This window comes from Streptomyces sp. NPDC002701 (assembly GCF_042889045.1).
Lineage (GTDB): Bacteria > Actinomycetota > Actinomycetes > Streptomycetales > Streptomycetaceae > Streptomyces.
In genome coordinates, this window is the sequence record NZ_JBIAQL010000002.1 from 590278 (window position 1) to 607312 (window position 17035).

A 17035-nucleotide genomic window follows, 5' to 3' on the forward strand; every position below is an offset into this window, starting at 1 on the left:
AACGTCACGAGTGGTGCAGCTGCCAGCCCTGCCACGCCGACTCAACCATCTCGCGCACCCCGCGCCGCGCGCTCCAGCCCAGTTCCTCGGCGGCCAGCGCGGCCGAGGCGACCGCGCGCGGGGCGTCACCGGGACGGCGCGGCTCGACCAGCACCGGACGGGTGTCACCGGTGACCTCGCCGATGAGGGTGACGAGTTCACGCACCGAGACCCCCTCGCCGCGGCCGATGTTCACGGTCAGATCGCCCGGGGCGTCCGTCGACGCCAGCCGCCGGGCCGCGGCCAGGTGCGCCTCGGCGAGGTCGGCGACATGGATGTAGTCGCGCACGCACGTGCCGTCCGGCGTCGGGTGGTCGTCGCCGAAGATCCGGGGGGACTCGTCGCGCGTGAGCCGGTCGAAGACCATCGGGACCACGTTGAAGACGCCGGTGTCGGCCAGTTCCGGCGCGGCGGCGCCCGCCACGTTGAAGTAGCGCAGGCACACGGTCCTGATGCCGTGCGCACGGCCCGCGGCCCGCACCAGCCACTCGCCCGCGAGCTTCGTCTCGCCGTAGGGACTCAGCGGGGCGCACGGGGTGTCCTCGGTGATGAGGTCCACGTCCGGGTTGCCGTAGACGGCCGCGGACGAGGAGAAGACGAAGCGCTCCACACCCGCCTCCGCGACCGCGTCCAGGAGCGTGGCGAGCCCCCCGACGTTCTCCTGGTAGTACCGCGTGGGCCGGTCCACGGACTCACCGACCTGCTTGCGCGCGGCCAGGTGCACCACACCCGTCACCGCGTGCTCGGCGAGGACCCGCTTCAGCAACTCCCCGTCCAGCGACGAACCCTGAACGAGCGGAATCCCGTCGGGCAGCCGCGCGGACACCCCGGCCGAGAGGTCGTCGAGCGCGAGCACGCGCTCCCCGGCCCCGGCCATGGCCCGCGCCACGTGTGCCCCGATGTATCCGGCCCCACCTGTGATCAGCCATGTCATGGACGCCCACCCTATGCCGGTCCGCCCTCTCACGAGGCCCGGTGGCTATGCCGGGAATTGCGCCGGAATAAGCCGTGGTTTGTGGGGCGGGGCACGAATCCACGATGATGATCGCGGCGGACGCGCCGATCAGAAGGTGTTGATCGGACCGTGAACGGGCGGTGAACGGACGCTTCCCATCATCCGATAGCCTCTGCCGAATGCCGCCCGGCCGTACCCGGCCCGGGGCGCACCCCCACCACGCAGCAGCCCGGCGTCGCGCACGCCGGAACCCAGAGGAGTGAGTTCGTCTGCCGACCGCCATCCTCACCGGTCAGCCGGTCCCCGGGTCGTCGCTCGAGGGCGATCTACGGTCGCTCGGCTTCGACGTGCGGGCCGCCGCCGACGCGGCCGACGCCGAGACGCTCCTCGCCGCGGTCCCCGCCGACCAGCGGGTCGCCGTCGTCGACGCCCGCTTCGTGGGGCACGTCCACGCGCTGCGGCTCGGTCTGACCGATCCCCGCTTCGAGGCCGCCGCGATCCCCGGCGCGGTCACCGCGCGGCCCGCGGCGCGCGCGGCACTGGGCCGGGCGCTGCGCGCCGCCTCCGGTGACGCGTCGAACGGCTCCGTGGTGGTCGGCATCGTCGCCGACCGCGTCGCCGAGGCGCTCGACACCGATCTGCACCGCCCCGAGCTGGGCGGACTGGTCGCCGAGGTCCCGAGGGACCCCCAGGCCCGCAACGAGGCCCGGCAGGCCGTCGCCTCGGTGGACGACGAGGCGATCCGGCTGCGTACGGCTGTGAAATCCCGCGACGGCTTCTTCACCACGTACGGCGTCAGCCCCTACTCCCGCTACCTGGCCCGCTGGTGCGCCCGCCGCGGTCTGACCCCGAACCAGGTCACCACGGCGTCGCTGCTCACCGCGCTGGTCGCGGCCGGCTGCGCGGCCACCGGCACCCGGCCCGGCTTCGTCGCCGCGGGCCTGCTCCTCCTCTTCTCCTTCGTCCTGGACTGCACGGACGGCCAGCTCGCCCGCTACTCCCTGCAGTACTCCACGCTCGGCGCCTGGCTCGACGCGACCTTCGACCGCGCCAAGGAGTACGCCTACTACGCGGGCCTCGCCCTCGGCGCCGCCCGCGGCGGGGACGACGTGTGGGCGCTGGCCCTCGGCGCGATGGTCCTGCAGACCTGCCGGCACGTCGTCGACTTCTCCTTCAACGAGGCGTACGCGGGCAGCACCGTCGGCACGGCCGCGAACACCAGCCCCACCGCCGCCCTCTCGGGCCGGCTCGACAGCGTCGGCTGGACGGTCTGGCTGCGCCGGATGATCGTCCTGCCCATCGGCGAGCGCTGGGCGATGATCGCCGTGCTCACCGCGCTCACGACGCCCCGCATCACCTTGTGCGTCCTGCTGATCGGCTGCGCCTTCGCCGCCTGCTACACGACCGCCGGCCGCGTGCTGCGCTCGGTGACCCGCAGGTCGCAGCGGACCGACCGGGCGGCCCGGGCGCTCGCGGACCTCACCGACTCGGGACCGCTCGCGGAGTCCCTGACCCGCCTCGCCCGCGGGGTGGCGGGCCGCGGCCCCGCGGTCGTCGCCCTCGCCGCCGGTGCCACCGTGGTATTGACCGCATGGCTGGCCCCGTACGGGAGTTGGTGGCCCGTCCTCGGCGGAGCCGTGTACGTGCTCCTGGCGCCCGCGGCCCTCGCGCGGCCCCTCGGCGGCGCCCTCGACTGGCTGGTACCGCCGTTCTACCGCGCCGCCGAATACGGCACCGTTCTCGTACTGGCGGCCAAAGCCGAGGTGAACGGAACCCTTCCCGCGGCTTTCGGGCTGGTGGCCGCGGTCGCCTACCATCACTACGACACGGTGTACCGCATCCGCGGTGACGCCGGCGCGCCGCCGCACTGGCTGGTGCGGGCGATCGGCGGGCACGAAGGCAGGACACTGCTGGTCACCGTCCTGGCCGCGCTGCTCGCGGCAGAAGATTTCAAGGTCGCGCTCACGGCACTCGCCGTGGCCGTGGCCCTGGTGGTGCTCTTCGAGAGCATCCGCTACTGGGTGACCGCCCACAGGCGCGGCGCACCCGCCGTACACGATGAAGGAGAACCCGCATGATCGGCCTCGTGCTGGCTGCCGGCGCCGGACGGCGTCTGCGCCCCTACACCGACACCCTGCCCAAGGCTCTGGTGCCGGTCGGCCCCGAAGGCGACGAGGACAGCATCACCGTGCTCGACCTCACCCTCGGCAACTTCGCCGAGATCGGCCTGACCGAGGTCGCGATCATCGTCGGCTACCGCAAGGAAGCCGTCTACGAGCGGCGCGAGGCGCTGGAGCGGAAGTACGGCGTCAAGATCACGCTGATCGACAACGACAAGGCCGAGGAGTGGAACAACGCCTACTCCCTGTGGTGCGGCCGTGACGCCATCAAGCACTCGGTGATCCTCGCCAACGGCGACACCGTGCACCCGGTCTCCGTCGAGAAGACCCTGCTCGCCGCCCGCGGCGACGGCAAGAAGATCATCCTCGCCCTCGACACGGTGAAGTCCCTCGCCGACGAGGAGATGAAGGTCGTCGTCGGCCCCGAGGGCTCCATGACGAAGATCACCAAGTTGATGGACCCCGCCGAGGCGACGGGCGAGTACATCGGCGTGACCCTCATCGAGGGCGACGCCGCCGACGAGCTGGCCGACGCGCTGAAGACGGTCTTCGAGGCGGACCCGCAGCAGTTCTACGAGCACGGCTACCAGGAGCTCGTGAACCGCGGCTTCCGCATCGACGTGGCCCCCATCGGCGACGTCAAGTGGGTCGAGATCGACAACCACGAGGACCTCGCCAAGGGACGCGTGATCGCGTGCCAGTACTGACGAGGCTCATCCCCTCGCCGGTCGTCGTCGACATCCGTCCGGGCGCCCTGGACGACCTGGCGGCGGTCCTCGCCGACCAGCGCATCTCGCACTCCGGGAAGCTGGCCGTCGCGATCAGCGGCGGCTCGGGCGCCAAGCTGCGCGACCGGCTGACCCCGGCGATGCCGGGCGCCACCTGGTTCGAGGTCGGCGGCGGCACCCTGGACGACGCGATCAAGCTCGCCGACGCCATGAAGAAGGGGCACTACGACGCGGTCGTGGGCCTCGGCGGCGGCAAGATCATCGACTGCGCGAAGTTCGCCGCGGCCCGGATCGGCCTCCCGCTGGTCGCCGTCGCCACGAACCTCTCGCACGACGGTCTGTGCTCCCCGGTCGCGACCCTCGACAACGACGCGGGCCGCGGCTCGTACGGCGTGCCGAACCCGATCGCCGTGGTCATCGACCTCGACGTGATCCGTGAGGCCCCGGTCCGCTTCGTGCGCTCCGGTATCGGCGACGCCCTGTCCAACATCTCCGCGGTCGCGGACTGGGAGCTGGCCAACCGCGAGAAGGGCGAGCAGATCGACGGCCTCGCCGCCGCGATGGCCCGCCAGGCCGGCGAGGCCGTACTGCGGCACCCGGGCGGCGTCGGCGACGACGGCTTCCTCCAGGTGCTCGCCGAGGGCCTGGTCCTCACCGGCATCTCGATGTCCGTCGCGGGCGACTCCCGCCCCGCGTCCGGCGCCTGCCACGAGATCAACCACGCCTTCGACCTCCTCTTCCCCAAGCGCGCCGCCAGCCACGGCGAGCAGTGCGGTCTGGGCGCGGCCTTCGCGATGCACCTGCGCGGTGCCCACGAGGAGTCGGCGTACATGGCGGAGGTCCTCCGGCGCCACGGGCTCCCCGTGCTGCCGGAGGAGATCGGCTTCACCCTGGACGAGTTCGTCCGGGTCGTGGAGTTCGCTCCGTCGACCAGGCCGGGCCGCTACACGATCCTCGAACACCTCGACCTGTCCACCGACCAGATCAGGGACGCATACGCCGACTATGCAAAAGCCATCGGTAGCTGAACTCCGCCCGGTCGTCCACCCCCCGGGGGTCAAGGACCGGCGGAGCGGCGAGCACTGGGGAGGCCGGCTCTACATGCGCGAGATCTCGCTGCGCATCGACCGGCACCTGGTGAACACCCGGGTCACGCCCAACCAGCTGACCTACGTGATGACCGTCTTCGGCGTGCTCGCCGCCCCGGCCCTGCTGGTGCCGGGCATCCCGGGCGCCCTGCTCGGCGTGCTGATGGTCCAGCTGTACCTGCTCTTCGACTGCGTCGACGGCGAGATCGCCCGCTGGCGCAAGCAGTACTCGATGACCGGGGTGTACGTCGACCGCGTGGCCGCCTACCTGTGCGACGCCGCGGTCCTGGTCGGCTTCGGCCTGCGCGCCGCCGATCTGTGGGGCACCGGGCGGATCGACTGGCTGTGGGCGTTCCTCGGCACCCTGGCCGCCCTCGGTGCCGTTCTGATCAAGTCCGAGACCGACCTCGTCGGGGTCGCCCGGCACCAGACCGGCAAGGCACCGGTCCAGGAGTCGGCGTCCGAGCCGCGCTCCTCCGGCATGGCACTGGCCCGCCGGGCCGCCGGCGCGCTCAAGTTCCACCGGCTCGTCCTGGGCATAGAGGCATCCCTGCTGATCCTGGTCCTCGCGGTCCTGGACACGGTCCGGGACGACCTGTTCTTCTCGCGGCTCGGGGTCGCGGTCCTGGCCGGCATCGCGCTGCTGCAGACCGTGCTGCACCTGGTGTCCATCCTCGCGTCGAGCAGGCTGAAGTGAGCACGGCCCTGAAGGTCGGCGCGGTGATCATCACCATGGGCAACCGCCCCGACGAACTCCGCGCCCTCCTCGACTCGGTCGCCAAGCAGGACGGCGACCCGGTCGAGGTGGTCGTGGTGGGCAACGGCTCGCCCGTCCCGGACGTCACGGGGTCCGTGCCCGGCCTGCGCACGGTCGAGCTGCCGGAGAACCTCGGCATACCGGGCGGCCGCAATGTCGGCATCGAGGCGTTCGGCCCCGGCGGCACCGACGTGGACGTCCTGCTCTTCCTCGACGACGACGGCCTCCTCGCACACCACGACACCGCCGAACTCTGCCGGCAGGCGTTCACGGCCGATCCGCGGCTCGGCATCATCAGCTTCCGCATCGCCGACCCCGAGACCGGGATCACCCAGCGCCGCCACGTGCCGCGGCTGCGGGCGTCCGACCCGATGCGCAACTCCCGCGTCACCACCTTCCTCGGCGGCGCCAACGCGGTCCGTACGAAGGTGCTCGCCGAGGTCGGCGGACTGCCGGAGGAGTTCTTCTACGCCCACGAGGAGACCGACCTCGCCTGGCGGGCCCTCGACGCGGGCTGGATGATCGACTACCGCTCCGACATGGTGCTCAACCACCCCACGACCGCGCCCTCGCGGCACGCGGTGTATCACCGGATGGTCGCCCGCAACCGCGTCTGGCTCGCCCGCCGCAACCTGCCCGCCCCACTGGTCCCCGTGTACCTCGGCGTGTGGATGCTGCTCACCCTCGCCCGTCGCCCCTCCGGCCCCGCCCTGCGGGCATGGTTCGGCGGCTTCAAGGAGGGCTGGACCAGCCCGTGCGGGCCCCGGCGCCCCATGAAGTGGCGTACGGTATGGCGCCTGACCCGACTGGGCCGGCCGCCCGTCATCTGACAAGCTCGATGTCTGAGAGCATTCGGGCCGTACCCCGGTCCCTGTCTTTGGCCTACGCCCCACCAGGCCGCGCATCCTGAGGACGAAAGTTTCCACTTGTGAGTGAGACAACGCATGACGGCGGCGTCGCGGTGAGCGCCCCTCCGTCCCCCGACGAGGGGCTGTCCGCGGCGGACCTCGCCGCCAAGTACGGGCTGGCCGTGAGCGGCGCCCGGCCCGGGCTCGTCGCCTACGTCCGCCAGCTCTGGGGACGGCGTCACTTCATCCTCGCCTTCTCGCAGGCGAAGCTCACCGCCCAGTACAGCCAGGCCAAGCTCGGCCAGCTGTGGCAGGTGGCCACACCGCTGCTGAACGCGGCCGTGTACTTCCTGATCTTCGGCCTGATCCTGAAGGCCGACCGCGGCATGGAGCGCGAGGTCTACATCCCGTTCCTGGTGACGGGCGTCTTCGTCTTCACCTTCACCCAGAGCTCGGTGATGGCGGGCGTGCGCGCGATCTCCGGCAACCTCGGTCTGGTCCGGGCGCTGCACTTCCCGCGCGCCGCGCTGCCGATCTCGTTCTCGCTGCAGCAGCTCCAGCAGCTGCTCTTCTCGATGATCGTGCTGTTCGTCGTGGCGGTCGGCTTCGGCAGCTATCCCCGGCTGTCCTGGCTGCTGATCGTCCCGGTGCTGGTGCTGCAGTTCCTCTTCAACACCGGTCTCGCGATGATCATGGCCAGGATGGGCTCCAAGACCCCGGACCTGGCCCAGCTCATGCCCTTCGTGATGCGTACGTGGATGTACGCGTCCGGCGTCATGTTCTCGATCCCCGTGATGCTCGACGAGCACCCCGAGTGGATCGCCGACATCCTCCAGTGGAACCCGGCCGCCATCTACATGGACCTGATGCGCTTCGCGCTCATCGACGGCTACGGCTCCGAGAACCTGCCGCCGCACGTGTGGGCGGTCGCGGGCGGCTGGGCCCTCCTCGTCGCCGTCGGCGGCTTCGTGTACTTCTGGAAGGCTGAGGAGCGCTACGGCCGTGGCTGAGCAGAACACCGGGAGCCCGATCCCGACCGTCATCGCGGACGAGCTGCACATCGTCTACCGCGTCAACGGCGCCAAGACCGGCAAGGGCAGCGCCACCGCGGCCCTCAGCCGCATAATCAAGCGCGGCGAGGAGCGGGGCGTCCGCAAGGTCCACGCCATCCGGGGTGTCTCCTTCAACGCCTACCGCGGTGAGGCCATCGGCCTGATCGGCTCCAACGGCTCCGGCAAGTCCACCCTGCTGCGGGCCATCGCCGGACTGCTCCCCGCCGAGAAGGGGCACGTCTACACCGACGGCCAGCCCTCGCTCCTCGGCGTCAACGCGGCCCTGATGAACGACCTCACGGGCGAGCGGAACGTCATCCTCGGCGGACTGGCCATGGGCATGTCCCGGGAGCAGATCAGGGCGCGCTACGAGGAGATCGTCGACTTCTCCGGCATCAACGAGAAGGGCGACTTCATCACCCTGCCGATGCGCACCTACTCCTCCGGCATGGCCGCCCGGCTGCGCTTCTCCATCGCGGCCGCCAAGGACCACGACGTCCTGATGATCGACGAGGCCCTCGCCACCGGTGACCGCAAGTTCCAGAAGCGCTCCGAGGCCCGGATCCGGGAGCTGCGCAAGACGGCCGGCACGGTGTTCCTGGTGAGCCACAACAACAAGTCGATCCGTGACACCTGCGACCGCGTGCTGTGGCTGGAGCGCGGTGAGCTGCGCCTGGACGGCCCGACCGACGAGGTCCTGAAGGAATACGAGAAGTTCACGGGCAAATAGCCCGAACCGCACAGCAGGACGCAGGGCCCCGTCGGAACGGTTCGACGGGGCCCTGCGTCTGCGAAGGAAGAGCCAACTCCCGTTCCCCGTAGGAATCTTGACGCCAATCGGTGTGTTCTTGTGATGTGCGGGACACCCCGACGGGGCGTAGCGGGTTGTACAACGTAAGCTGTACCGGTGCTGATTCGCGGCAAGTGGGGCGATAATGCGCGACACCCGGCATAGGGTCTGTCGCGCGGACCACCGGGCGGCGTGTCCGAAATAGGCACTATTGGGTCAGCAGTGTAGAACGGGAGATGTGACGGCGATGGCTACGCAAACTCTCCAGCTCCGCTGTGCGTGTGCCGTCTGCGCGTGTGCGGTCCCCGGCCCGGGCAGCGAGCGATGACGCCAGTCGGGACGGCGCGCGCCGGTGACCCGGAGCGCGGCACCCTCGACAAGGCCGCGGACGAGAACTTCCCCGTGGCGCCGTTCTTCCTGCCCAGGGCCTGGCGCGCCGACCTCATGGCCGTCTACGGCTTCGCCCGGCTCGTCGACGACATCGGCGACGGCGATCTGGCCCCCGGCGGCGCCGACGCCCGCCTCCTCGGCGTCTGCGCCGAAGAGGCCGGAGACCGGCTCGTCCTGCTCGACGCCTTCGAGGCCGACCTGCGCAGGGTCTTCGACTCGACCCCGCGCCACCCGCTCCTGCGCCGCCTCCAGCCGACGGTCCGCCGCACCGGCCTGACCCCCGGGCCCTTCCTCGGCCTGATCGCGGCGAACCGCCAGGACCAGCTCGTCAAGCGCTACGAGACCTACGACGACCTCCTCGCCTACTGCGAGCTGTCCGCCAACCCGGTGGGCCGTCTGGTCCTGTCCGTCACCGGCACCTCGACCCCCGAGCGCGTCCGCCGCTCCGACGCCGTCTGCACGGCCCTGCAGATCGTCGAGCACCTCCAGGACGTCGCCGAGGACCTCGGCCGCGACCGCATCTACCTTCCCTCCCAGGACATGAAGCGTTTCCACGTCCGGGAGACGGATCTCGCCGCGCCCACGGCAGGCGCATCGGTGCGCGCACTGGTTGCATACGAAGCAGAACGCGCCCGCAACCTCCTGAATGAAGGCACCCCCCTCGTGGGTAGCGTCCACGGCAGGCTCAGACTGCTGCTCGCGGGGTTCGTGGCAGGGGGAAGGGCGGCGATCCGGGCGATCGCCGCCGCCGAACACGACGTACTTCCCGGCCCGCCGAAGCCCGGCAAGATCCAGTTGCTGCGCGAGGTGGGAGTGACTCTGCGAGGAAAGGGGTGATCCGGACCGTGGAGTCGGAACCACACATGTCCGCACCGGTACTCGCCGCTTACGGTTACTGCGAGACGGTCACCGGGCAGCAGGCCCGCAACTTCGCGTACGGCATCAGGCTGCTGCCGACGCCGAAGCGGCGTGCCATGTCGGCGCTGTACGCGTTCTCCCGGCGCGTCGACGACATCGGAGACGGCGCGCTCGCGCCCGAGGTCAAGGCGGTGCGGCTGGAGGAGACCCGGGCGCTGCTGGCCCGGATCCGCGACCGGTCCGTGGACGAGGACGACACCGACCCGGTGGCCGTCGCCCTGCGGCACACGGCGGACCACTTCCCGGTCCCGCTCGACGGCCTCGACGAACTCATCGACGGTGTCCTGATGGACGTCCGCGGCGAGACGTACGAGACCTGGGACGACCTGAAGGCGTACTGCCGCTGTGTCGCCGGAGCCATCGGCCGGCTCTCGCTCGGCGTCTTCGGTACGGAACCCGGCGCGCGCGGGGTCGAGCGGGCGCCGGAGTACGCGGACACGCTCGGCCTCGCACTGCAACTCACCAACATCCTCCGGGACGTTCGCGAGGACGCCGAGGGCGGGCGCACCTACCTGCCGGCGGACGACCTCGCGAAGTTCGGCTGCTCGGCCGGCTTCAGCGGGCCGCACCCGCCGGAGGGCTCCGACTTCGCGGGCCTCGTGCACTTCGAGGTGCGCCGGGCCCGCGCGCTCTTCGCGGAGGGCTACCGGCTGCTGCCGATGCTCGACCGCCGCAGCGGCGCCTGTGTCGCCGCGATGGCCGGCATCTACCGCCGCCTCCTGGACCGCATCGAGCGCGAACCGGAGGCCGTCCTGCGCGGCAGGGTCTCGCTCCCCGGACGCGAGAAGGCGTACGTCGCGGTGCGCGGCCTCTCCGGTCTCGACGCCCGGCACATCTCGCGCCGGACTGTCAGGAGGCGCGCCTGATGGACACTCCGCCCCAAGATGACGCAAGTCCCTGGAAACGGGACGCAACCCTCCGGCCGGGGACTGCGTCCCTGACTGCAACGGCCGGCCGTGCCACGTTCCACCGGCACGGCCCGGCCGCGGGGGAAGGTGCACGATGAACGACACCACGCAGGACGAAGGACGCGATGCCGACGCGGCGAGCCGCCCCGCGACGGCCGTGGTGGTCGGCGGGGGGCTCGCCGGAATGACCTCGGCGCTCGCGCTGGCCGACGCGGGAGTACGGGTGACGCTGGTCGAGGGACGGCCCCGCCTCGGCGGGCTCGCCTTCTCCTTCCGGCGCGGCGGACTCACCGTGGACAACGGCCAGCACGTGTACCTGCGCTGCTGCACGGCATACCGCTGGTTCCTCGACCGCGTGGAGGCGGCGGACCTCGCACCGCTGCAGGACCGGCTCGACGTCCCGGTCCTGGACGCCCGGGCGAAACCGGGGCGCCGGCTCGGCAGAATCAGCCGGACGGCGCTGCCCGTCCCGCTGCATCTGGCGCGCGGGCTCGCGACCTATCCGCATCTGTCGCTCGCCGAGCGCGCCAAGGTCGGCCGCGCCGCACTGGCGCTCAAAGGACTCGATCCCGCCGATCCGGCGCTCGACGCGCAGAGCTTCGGCGGCTGGCTGGCCGCGCACGGTCAGTCGGACCGGGCCATCGAGGCACTGTGGGACCTCGTGGGGGTCGCCACCCTCAACGCGGTGGCCGGCGACGCATCGCTCGGGCTCGCCGCGATGGTGTTCAGGACCGGGCTGCTCTCCGAACCGGGTGCCGTCGACATCGGCTGGGCACGCGTCCCGCTGGGAGAACTGCACGACCGGCTGGCCCGCAAGGCGCTCGACTCCGCGGGCGTCCGTACCGAGGTCCGTACACGCGTCACCTCCATCTCCCCTCACGGGAACGGACGTTGGCGCGTCCAGGTTCCCGGTGAGACGCTCGACGCCGACGCCGTCGTGCTCGCCGTGCCGCAGCGCGAGGCGCACGATCTGCTGCCCGCCGGCGCACTCGACGCCCCGGAGCGGCTGCTGGAGATCGGCACGGCGCCGATCCTCAACATCCACGTCGTGTACGACCGCAAGGTGCTCAGCCGGCCGTTCTTCGCCGCGCTCGGCTCGCCGGTGCAGTGGGTCTTCGACCGGACCGAGGCATCCGGTCTCCCGCGGGGCCAGTACCTCGCGCTGTCGCAGTCGGCCGCGCAGGACGAGATCGACGAACCCGTCTCGGTGCTGCGCGAGCGCTATCTGCCGGAGCTGGAGAGACTGCTGCCCCACAGCAGGGCCGCGGAGGTCCTCGACTTCTTCGTGACCAGGGAGCGTACGGCGACGTTCGCCCCGGCCCCCGGCGTCGGACGGCTGCGGCCCGGCGCCCGCACCAAGGCATCCGGTCTGTACCTGGCCGGCGCGTGGACCGCCACCGGGTGGCCCGCGACCATGGAGGGTGCGGTCCGCAGCGGCGTGCGTGCGGCCGGCGCCGCCCTGGGCGGGCCCCGCGACCACCTCCTCGAGCTCTTCGAGGAGGCGGCGTGACGCTCGATCAGAGCGCGGCCAGCGCCCGCACCCCCCGCATCGCAAATAGAGGAGAGACTGTGCCCACTGTGCCCCCGGCATCGAAGGCTGCCGACGCGGTGGACGTGACCGCGCTCCTGGAGCGCGGCCGGACCCTGGCCTCACCGGTACTGCGGGCGGCCATCGACCGCCTCGCACCGCCCATGGACACCGTCGCCGCCTACCACTTCGGCTGGATCGACGCCGAGGGCAACCCCGCCGAGGGCGACGGTGGCAAGGCGGTGCGGCCCGCCCTCGCCGTGCTGTCCGCCGAGGCCGCCGGCGCCGCACCCGAGGTGGGCGTGCCGGGCGCGGTCGCCGTCGAACTGGTGCACAACTTCTCGCTCCTGCACGACGACCTGATGGACGGCGACGAGCAGCGCCGCCACCGTGACACCGTCTGGAAGGTGCACGGCCCCGCCCAGGCGATCCTCGTCGGCGACGCCCTGTTCGCGCTGGCCAACGAGCTGCTGCTCGAACTCGGCACGGTCGAGGCGGGCCGCGCCACCCGCCGCCTCACCACCGCCACCCGCGCCCTCATCGACGGGCAGGCCCAGGACATCTCCTACGAGCACCGCGACCGCGTCAGCGTCGAGGAGTGTCTGGAGATGGAGGGCAACAAGACCGGCGCCCTGCTCGCCTGCGCCTGCTCCATCGGCGCGGTCCTCGGCGGCGCCGACGACCGCACGGCGGACACGCTGGAGACGTACGGCTACCACCTCGGCCTCGCCTTCCAGGCCGTCGACGACCTGCTCGGCATCTGGGGCGACCCGGTGGCCACCGGCAAGCAGACCTGGAGCGACCTGCGCCAGCGCAAGAAGTCCCTGCCCGTGGTGGCCGCGCTCGCGGCGGGCGGCCCGGCCTCCGAGCGCCTCGGCGAACTGCTCGCCGCGGACGCCAGGGCCAGCGACTTCGAGAACTTCTCCGAGGAGGAGTTCGCCGTGCGCGCCGCGCTCATCGAGGAGGCCGGCGGTCGCGAGTGGACCGCCCAGGAGGCGCGCCGCCAGCACACCGTCGCCGTCGAGGCGCTCGACACGATCCACATGCCGGACCAGGTGCGGGCCCAGTTCGTGGAGCTCGCCGACTTCGTCGTCGTACGGAAGAGATGATCACTATCGGTCGAATAGCCCTCGCGTAGTCGCCGGCCGGTGCTGCGGGAACACGAGCACCGGCCGACGGCGGACCCACAGCAGAGAAACGACACTGCACGAAGGGGAAGCCATGACAGCGACGACCGACGGAAGCACCGGGGCCATGCCGCCCCGCGCTGCCTCGGCCAGCGACATCCGGACAGAATCGACTCCCGCGGCGGCCGGGACAGCCGATGTACAGGACGCCGCCGCGCGCGCGATACAGCGCGCCACCGACTTCCTGCTCTCCCGGCAGGACGCCGAGGGCTGGTGGAAGGGCGACCTCGAGACCAACGTCACGATGGACGCCGAGGACCTGCTGCTGCGTCAGTTCCTGGGCATCGGGGACGAGGACACCACCCGGGCCGCCGCACTCTTCATCCGCGGCGAGCAGCGCGAGGACGGCACCTGGGCCTCCTTCTACGGCGGACCCGGCGAACTCTCCACGACCATCGAGGCGTACGTCGCCCTGCGGCTGGCCGGGGACGCGCCGGACGATCCGCACATGGCGCGGGCGTCCGCCTGGATCCGCGGGCGGGGCGGCATCGCGGCGGCGCGGGTCTTCACCCGGATCTGGCTCGCCCTGTTCGGCTGGTGGAAGTGGGACGACCTCCCCGAACTTCCGCCGGAGCTCATCTGGTTCCCGAAGTGGGCACCGCTCAACATCTACGACTTCGGCTGCTGGGCCCGGCAGACCATCGTGCCGCTCACCGTCGTCTCGGCGAAGCGCCCGGTACGTCCCGCGCCCTTCGCCCTGGACGAGCTGCACACCGACCCCCGCAACCCCAACCCGGTCGGACCGCCGGTGCCCGCCGTGAGCTGGGACGGGGTGTTCCACCGGCTCGACCGCGCCCTGCACGCCTACCGCAAGGTGGCTCCGCGCAGGCTCCGCAGGGCCGCGATGAACACCGCGGCCCGCTGGATCATCGAGCGCCAGGAGAACGACGGGTGCTGGGGCGGCATCCAGCCGCCCGCCGTCTACTCGGTCATCGCGCTGTACCTGCTCGGCTACGACCTGGCGCACCCCGTGATGCGCGAGGGGCTGGCCTCCCTGGACCGCTTCGCCGTGTGGCGCGAGGACGGGGCCCGGATGATCGAGGCGTGCCAGTCACCGGTGTGGGACACCTGTCTCGCGACCATCGCGCTCGCGGACGCGGGTGTGCCCGTCGACCATCCGCAGCTGGTGCGGGCCGCGGACTGGATGCTCGGAGAGGAGATCGTCCGCCCCGGCGACTGGGCGGTCAAACGGCCGGACCTGCCGCCCGGCGGCTGGGCCTTCGAGTTCCACAACGACAACTACCCCGACATCGACGACACGGCCGAAGTGGTCCTCGCGCTGCGGCGCGTGCGGCACCACGACCCGGAGCGCGTGGAGAAGGCCATCGGGCGCGGCGTGCGCTGGAACCTCGGCATGCAGTCGAAGAACGGCGCGTGGGGCGCCTTCGACGTCGACAACACCAGCCCCTTCCCCAACCGGCTGCCGTTCTGCGACTTCGGCGAGGTCATCGACCCGCCGTCCGCCGACGTCACCGCGCACGTCGTGGAGATGCTCGCGGTCGAGGGGCTCGCCCACGACCCGCGCACCCGCCGGGGCATCGAGTGGCTGCTCGCCGAACAGGAGGCGAACGGCTCCTGGTTCGGCCGCTGGGGCGTCAACTACGTCTACGGGACGGGGTCGGTGGTCCCCGCGCTGATCGCCGCCGGACTGCCCGGCTCGCATCCCGCGATCCGCCGGGCCGTGGCCTGGCTGGAGACCGTGCAGAACGACGACGGCGGCTGGGGCGAGGACCTGCGCTCTTACCACGACGCCGCCGAATGGAGCGGGCGGGGCGCCTCGACCGCCTCCCAGACCGCGTGGGCGCTGCTGGCCCTGCTGGCGGCGGGGGAGCGGAACGGCGGGGCCGTCGAGCGCGGGATCGCCTGGCTCGCGGAGACCCAGCTGGCGGACGGCTCCTGGGACGAGCCCTACTTCACCGGCACCGGGTTCCCGTGGGACTTCTCGATCAACTACCACCTCTACCGGCAGGTCTTCCCGCTCACCGCGCTGGGCCGGTACGTCAACGGCGAACCGTTCGCCGACCTGCAGAGCTCCTTCGGCAGGGCGAGCTGATGAGCGCGGCACCGGGCGCCGACCCGCTGCTGATCGCCTGCGCGCTGGGCATCGAGAGGCTCGCCCTGCGCACCGGCGCCGACCCGGTCGGCGCCCCGGGCCCGGTCACCGTGCTGCGTACGGGCATGGGACCGCTGGCCGCCGAACGGGCGGTCAACAGGGCACTGGCCGGGCCCGCCCTGCGCGGGGCGGCCGTCCTGGCCACGGGCTTCTGTGCCGGGCTCGCCCCCGGTATGCGTCCGGGGGACCTGGTCGTCGCCGAGGAGACCCGCGGCCCGCACGGCATGACGCCGTGTGTGGGCACGGACCTGCTCGTCGGGGAACTGACGCGTGCCCTGCCCGGGCGCACGGTCCACACGGGACCGCTCACCGGTTCCGATCACGTCGTCCGCGGTCACGAACGGGCTCATCTGCTCGCGACCGGTGCGATCGCGGTCGACATGGAGTCGGCGGCCACGCTCCACAGTGCCGTCCGCGCGGGCGAGCGCCCGGTTGCCGCCGTACGGGTGGTCGTGGACGCACCAGAACATGAACTCGTCCGGATCGGCACGGTGCGCGGTGGAATATCGGCCTTCCGCGTTCTTCGTTCCGTCCTTCCCGTCTTCCTCGAATGGCACCGTTCCTTGCTGCTCCCCAGGAGGTGAGCCAGATGGCCATGCCGCTCCGCCAGACCATCAAGGTCGCGACGTATCTCTTCGAACAGAAACTCCGCAAGCGGGACAAATTTCCGCTGATCGTCGAACTGGAACCGCTCTACGCCTGCAACCTGAAGTGCGAGGGCTGCGGCAAGATCCAGCACCCGGCCGGAGTGCTCAAGCAGCGCATGCCGGTGGCGCAGGCCGTGGGAGCGGTTCTGGAATCGGGGGCGCCGATGGTGTCCATCGCCGGCGGCGAACCTCTGATGCACCCTCATATCGACGAGATCGTGCGGCAGTTGGTGGCCAAGAGGAAATACATCTTCCTGTGCACCAACGCCATGCTGCTGCGCAAGAAACTGGACAAGTTCACGCCGTCTCCGTACTTCGCGTTCGCCGTGCACATCGACGGCCTGCGGGAGCGGCACGACGAGTCCGTCGCCAAGGAAGGGGTGTTCGACGAGGCCGTGGCCGCCATCAAGGAGGCCAAGAAGCGCGGCTTCCGGGTGACCACCAACTCGACCTTCTTCAACACCGACACCCCGCAGACGATCATCGAGGTGCTCAACTACCTCAACGACGACCTGGAGGTGGACGAGATGATGATCTCGCCCGCCTACGCCTACGAGAAGGCACCCGACCAGGAGCACTTCCTGGGTGTGGAGCAGACCCGCGAGCTGTTCAAGAAGGCGTTCGCGGGCGGGAACCGGCGCCGCTGGCGGCTCAACCACTCCCCGCTCTTCCTGGACTTCCTGGAGGGCAAGGCCGACTTCCCCTGCACGGCGTGGGCGATCCCCAACTACTCGCTCTTCGGCTGGCAGAAACCCTGCTACCTGATGAGCGACGGGTACGTCACGACGTACAAGGACCTGATCGAGAAGACCGACTGGGACGCCTACGGGCGCGGCAAGGACCCGCGGTGTGCCAACTGCATGGCGCACTGCGGCTACGAGCCGACAGCGGTCATGGCCACCATGGGCTCCCTCAAGGAGTCCCTGCGGGCCGCCCGCGAGACCGTCTCGGGAAACCGGGGGTGACG

The 17035-nt window shown here is 71.3% G+C and carries 16 protein-coding genes; 15 read left to right on the forward strand and 1 reads right to left on the reverse strand.

Going from position 1 to position 17035, the window contains the following annotated elements; all coding sequences use genetic code 11:
• Positions 1-4 precede the first annotated feature (4 nt).
• Positions 5-973, reverse strand: coding sequence for a UDP-glucose 4-epimerase GalE (galE, locus tag ACFYXC_RS06920; RefSeq protein WP_389547808.1), 969 nt, complete (start codon positions 971-973; stop codon positions 5-7).
• Positions 974-1263: 290 nt separating this feature from the next.
• On the opposite strand from galE, the gene ACFYXC_RS06925 reads away from it, so the two are divergent.
• The 15 genes from ACFYXC_RS06925 (at position 1264) to hpnH (ending at position 17033) form a co-directional block, all read left to right on the forward strand.
• Complete coding sequence (locus ACFYXC_RS06925; RefSeq protein ID WP_389548412.1) at positions 1264-3072, forward strand: DUF5941 domain-containing protein; 1809 nt, start codon at positions 1264-1266, stop codon at positions 3070-3072.
• Entirely contained in the window at positions 3069-3821 is a 753-nt protein-coding gene (locus tag ACFYXC_RS06930; RefSeq protein ID WP_388905165.1) for a sugar phosphate nucleotidyltransferase, read from the forward strand. The genes ACFYXC_RS06925 and ACFYXC_RS06930 overlap by 4 nt, the downstream gene beginning before the upstream one ends.
• Complete coding sequence (locus tag ACFYXC_RS06935; RefSeq protein WP_389547812.1) at positions 3809-4870, forward strand: iron-containing alcohol dehydrogenase family protein; 1062 nt, start codon at positions 3809-3811, stop codon at positions 4868-4870. Before ACFYXC_RS06930 ends, ACFYXC_RS06935 begins: the two co-directional genes overlap by 13 nt.
• Complete coding sequence (locus tag ACFYXC_RS06940; protein WP_388905169.1) at positions 4848-5627, forward strand: CDP-alcohol phosphatidyltransferase family protein; 780 nt, start codon at positions 4848-4850, stop codon at positions 5625-5627. Before ACFYXC_RS06935 ends, ACFYXC_RS06940 begins: the two co-directional genes overlap by 23 nt.
• Complete coding sequence (locus ACFYXC_RS06945) at positions 5624-6517, forward strand: glycosyltransferase family 2 protein (protein ID WP_388905171.1); 894 nt, start codon at positions 5624-5626, stop codon at positions 6515-6517. Before ACFYXC_RS06940 ends, ACFYXC_RS06945 begins: the two co-directional genes overlap by 4 nt.
• Before the next feature lie 98 nt (positions 6518-6615).
• Positions 6616-7545 carry an ABC transporter permease gene (locus tag ACFYXC_RS06950; protein ID WP_388905173.1) on the forward strand — a complete coding sequence of 310 codons (930 nt, stop codon included), beginning with the start codon at positions 6616-6618 and terminating at the stop codon, positions 7543-7545.
• Positions 7538-8317, forward strand: coding sequence for an ABC transporter ATP-binding protein (locus ACFYXC_RS06955; RefSeq protein ID WP_389547816.1), 780 nt, complete (start codon positions 7538-7540; stop codon positions 8315-8317). The genes ACFYXC_RS06950 and ACFYXC_RS06955 overlap by 8 nt, the downstream gene beginning before the upstream one ends.
• A 384-nt stretch (positions 8318-8701) precedes the next feature.
• Complete coding sequence (gene hpnC, locus ACFYXC_RS06960) at positions 8702-9604, forward strand: squalene synthase HpnC (protein WP_389547819.1); 903 nt, start codon at positions 8702-8704, stop codon at positions 9602-9604.
• Positions 9601-10551, forward strand: a complete 951-nt coding sequence (hpnD, locus tag ACFYXC_RS06965; protein WP_388905178.1) for a presqualene diphosphate synthase HpnD — start codon at positions 9601-9603, stop codon at positions 10549-10551. Before hpnC ends, hpnD begins: the two co-directional genes overlap by 4 nt.
• Entirely contained in the window at positions 10551-10691 is a 141-nt protein-coding gene (locus ACFYXC_RS06970) for a DUF6380 family protein (RefSeq protein ID WP_388905179.1), read from the forward strand. Before hpnD ends, ACFYXC_RS06970 begins: the two co-directional genes overlap by 1 nt.
• Positions 10688-12103 (forward strand): hydroxysqualene dehydroxylase HpnE, encoded by a 1416-nt coding sequence (gene hpnE / locus ACFYXC_RS06975; protein WP_389547823.1) that lies wholly within the window; start codon positions 10688-10690, stop codon positions 12101-12103. The genes ACFYXC_RS06970 and hpnE overlap by 4 nt, the downstream gene beginning before the upstream one ends.
• Positions 12100-13230 carry a polyprenyl synthetase family protein gene (locus ACFYXC_RS06980; protein WP_388905181.1) on the forward strand — a complete coding sequence of 377 codons (1131 nt, stop codon included), beginning with the start codon at positions 12100-12102 and terminating at the stop codon, positions 13228-13230. The genes hpnE and ACFYXC_RS06980 overlap by 4 nt, the downstream gene beginning before the upstream one ends.
• A gap of 112 nt (positions 13231-13342) precedes the next feature.
• On the forward strand, positions 13343-15361 hold the full coding sequence (shc, locus tag ACFYXC_RS06985) for a squalene--hopene cyclase (protein WP_389547826.1): 2019 nt from the start codon (positions 13343-13345) through the stop codon (positions 15359-15361).
• A complete protein-coding gene (locus tag ACFYXC_RS06990) occupies positions 15361-16005 on the forward strand; it encodes a 1-hydroxy-2-methyl-2-butenyl 4-diphosphate reductase (RefSeq protein WP_389547829.1) in 645 nt (214 codons plus the stop codon). Before shc ends, ACFYXC_RS06990 begins: the two co-directional genes overlap by 1 nt.
• A gap of 5 nt (positions 16006-16010) precedes the next feature.
• The gene (hpnH, locus tag ACFYXC_RS06995; protein WP_388905186.1) at positions 16011-17033 is read left to right on the forward strand and encodes an adenosyl-hopene transferase HpnH; all 1023 of its coding nucleotides are present in this window, start codon (positions 16011-16013) and stop codon (positions 17031-17033) included.
• Positions 17034-17035 lie beyond the last annotated feature (2 nt).

Coding starts and splice junctions, on each gene's coding strand:
- ACFYXC_RS06990 (WP_389547829.1), top strand. CDS start 15,361: ATGAGCGCGGCACCGGGCGCCGACCCGCTGCTGATCGCCTGCGCGCTG.
- ACFYXC_RS06970 (WP_388905179.1), top strand. CDS start 10,551: ATGGACACTCCGCCCCAAGATGACGCAAGTCCCTGGAAACGGGACGCA.
- galE (WP_389547808.1), bottom strand. CDS start 973: ATGACATGGCTGATCACAGGTGGGGCCGGATACATCGGGGCACACGTG.
- hpnC (WP_389547819.1), top strand. CDS start 8,702: ATGACGCCAGTCGGGACGGCGCGCGCCGGTGACCCGGAGCGCGGCACC.
- ACFYXC_RS06940 (WP_388905169.1), top strand. CDS start 4,848: ATGCAAAAGCCATCGGTAGCTGAACTCCGCCCGGTCGTCCACCCCCCG.
- ACFYXC_RS06930 (WP_388905165.1), top strand. CDS start 3,069: ATGATCGGCCTCGTGCTGGCTGCCGGCGCCGGACGGCGTCTGCGCCCC.
- hpnH (WP_388905186.1), top strand. CDS start 16,011: ATGGCCATGCCGCTCCGCCAGACCATCAAGGTCGCGACGTATCTCTTC.
- shc (WP_389547826.1), top strand. CDS start 13,343: ATGACAGCGACGACCGACGGAAGCACCGGGGCCATGCCGCCCCGCGCT.
- hpnE (WP_389547823.1), top strand. CDS start 10,688: ATGAACGACACCACGCAGGACGAAGGACGCGATGCCGACGCGGCGAGC.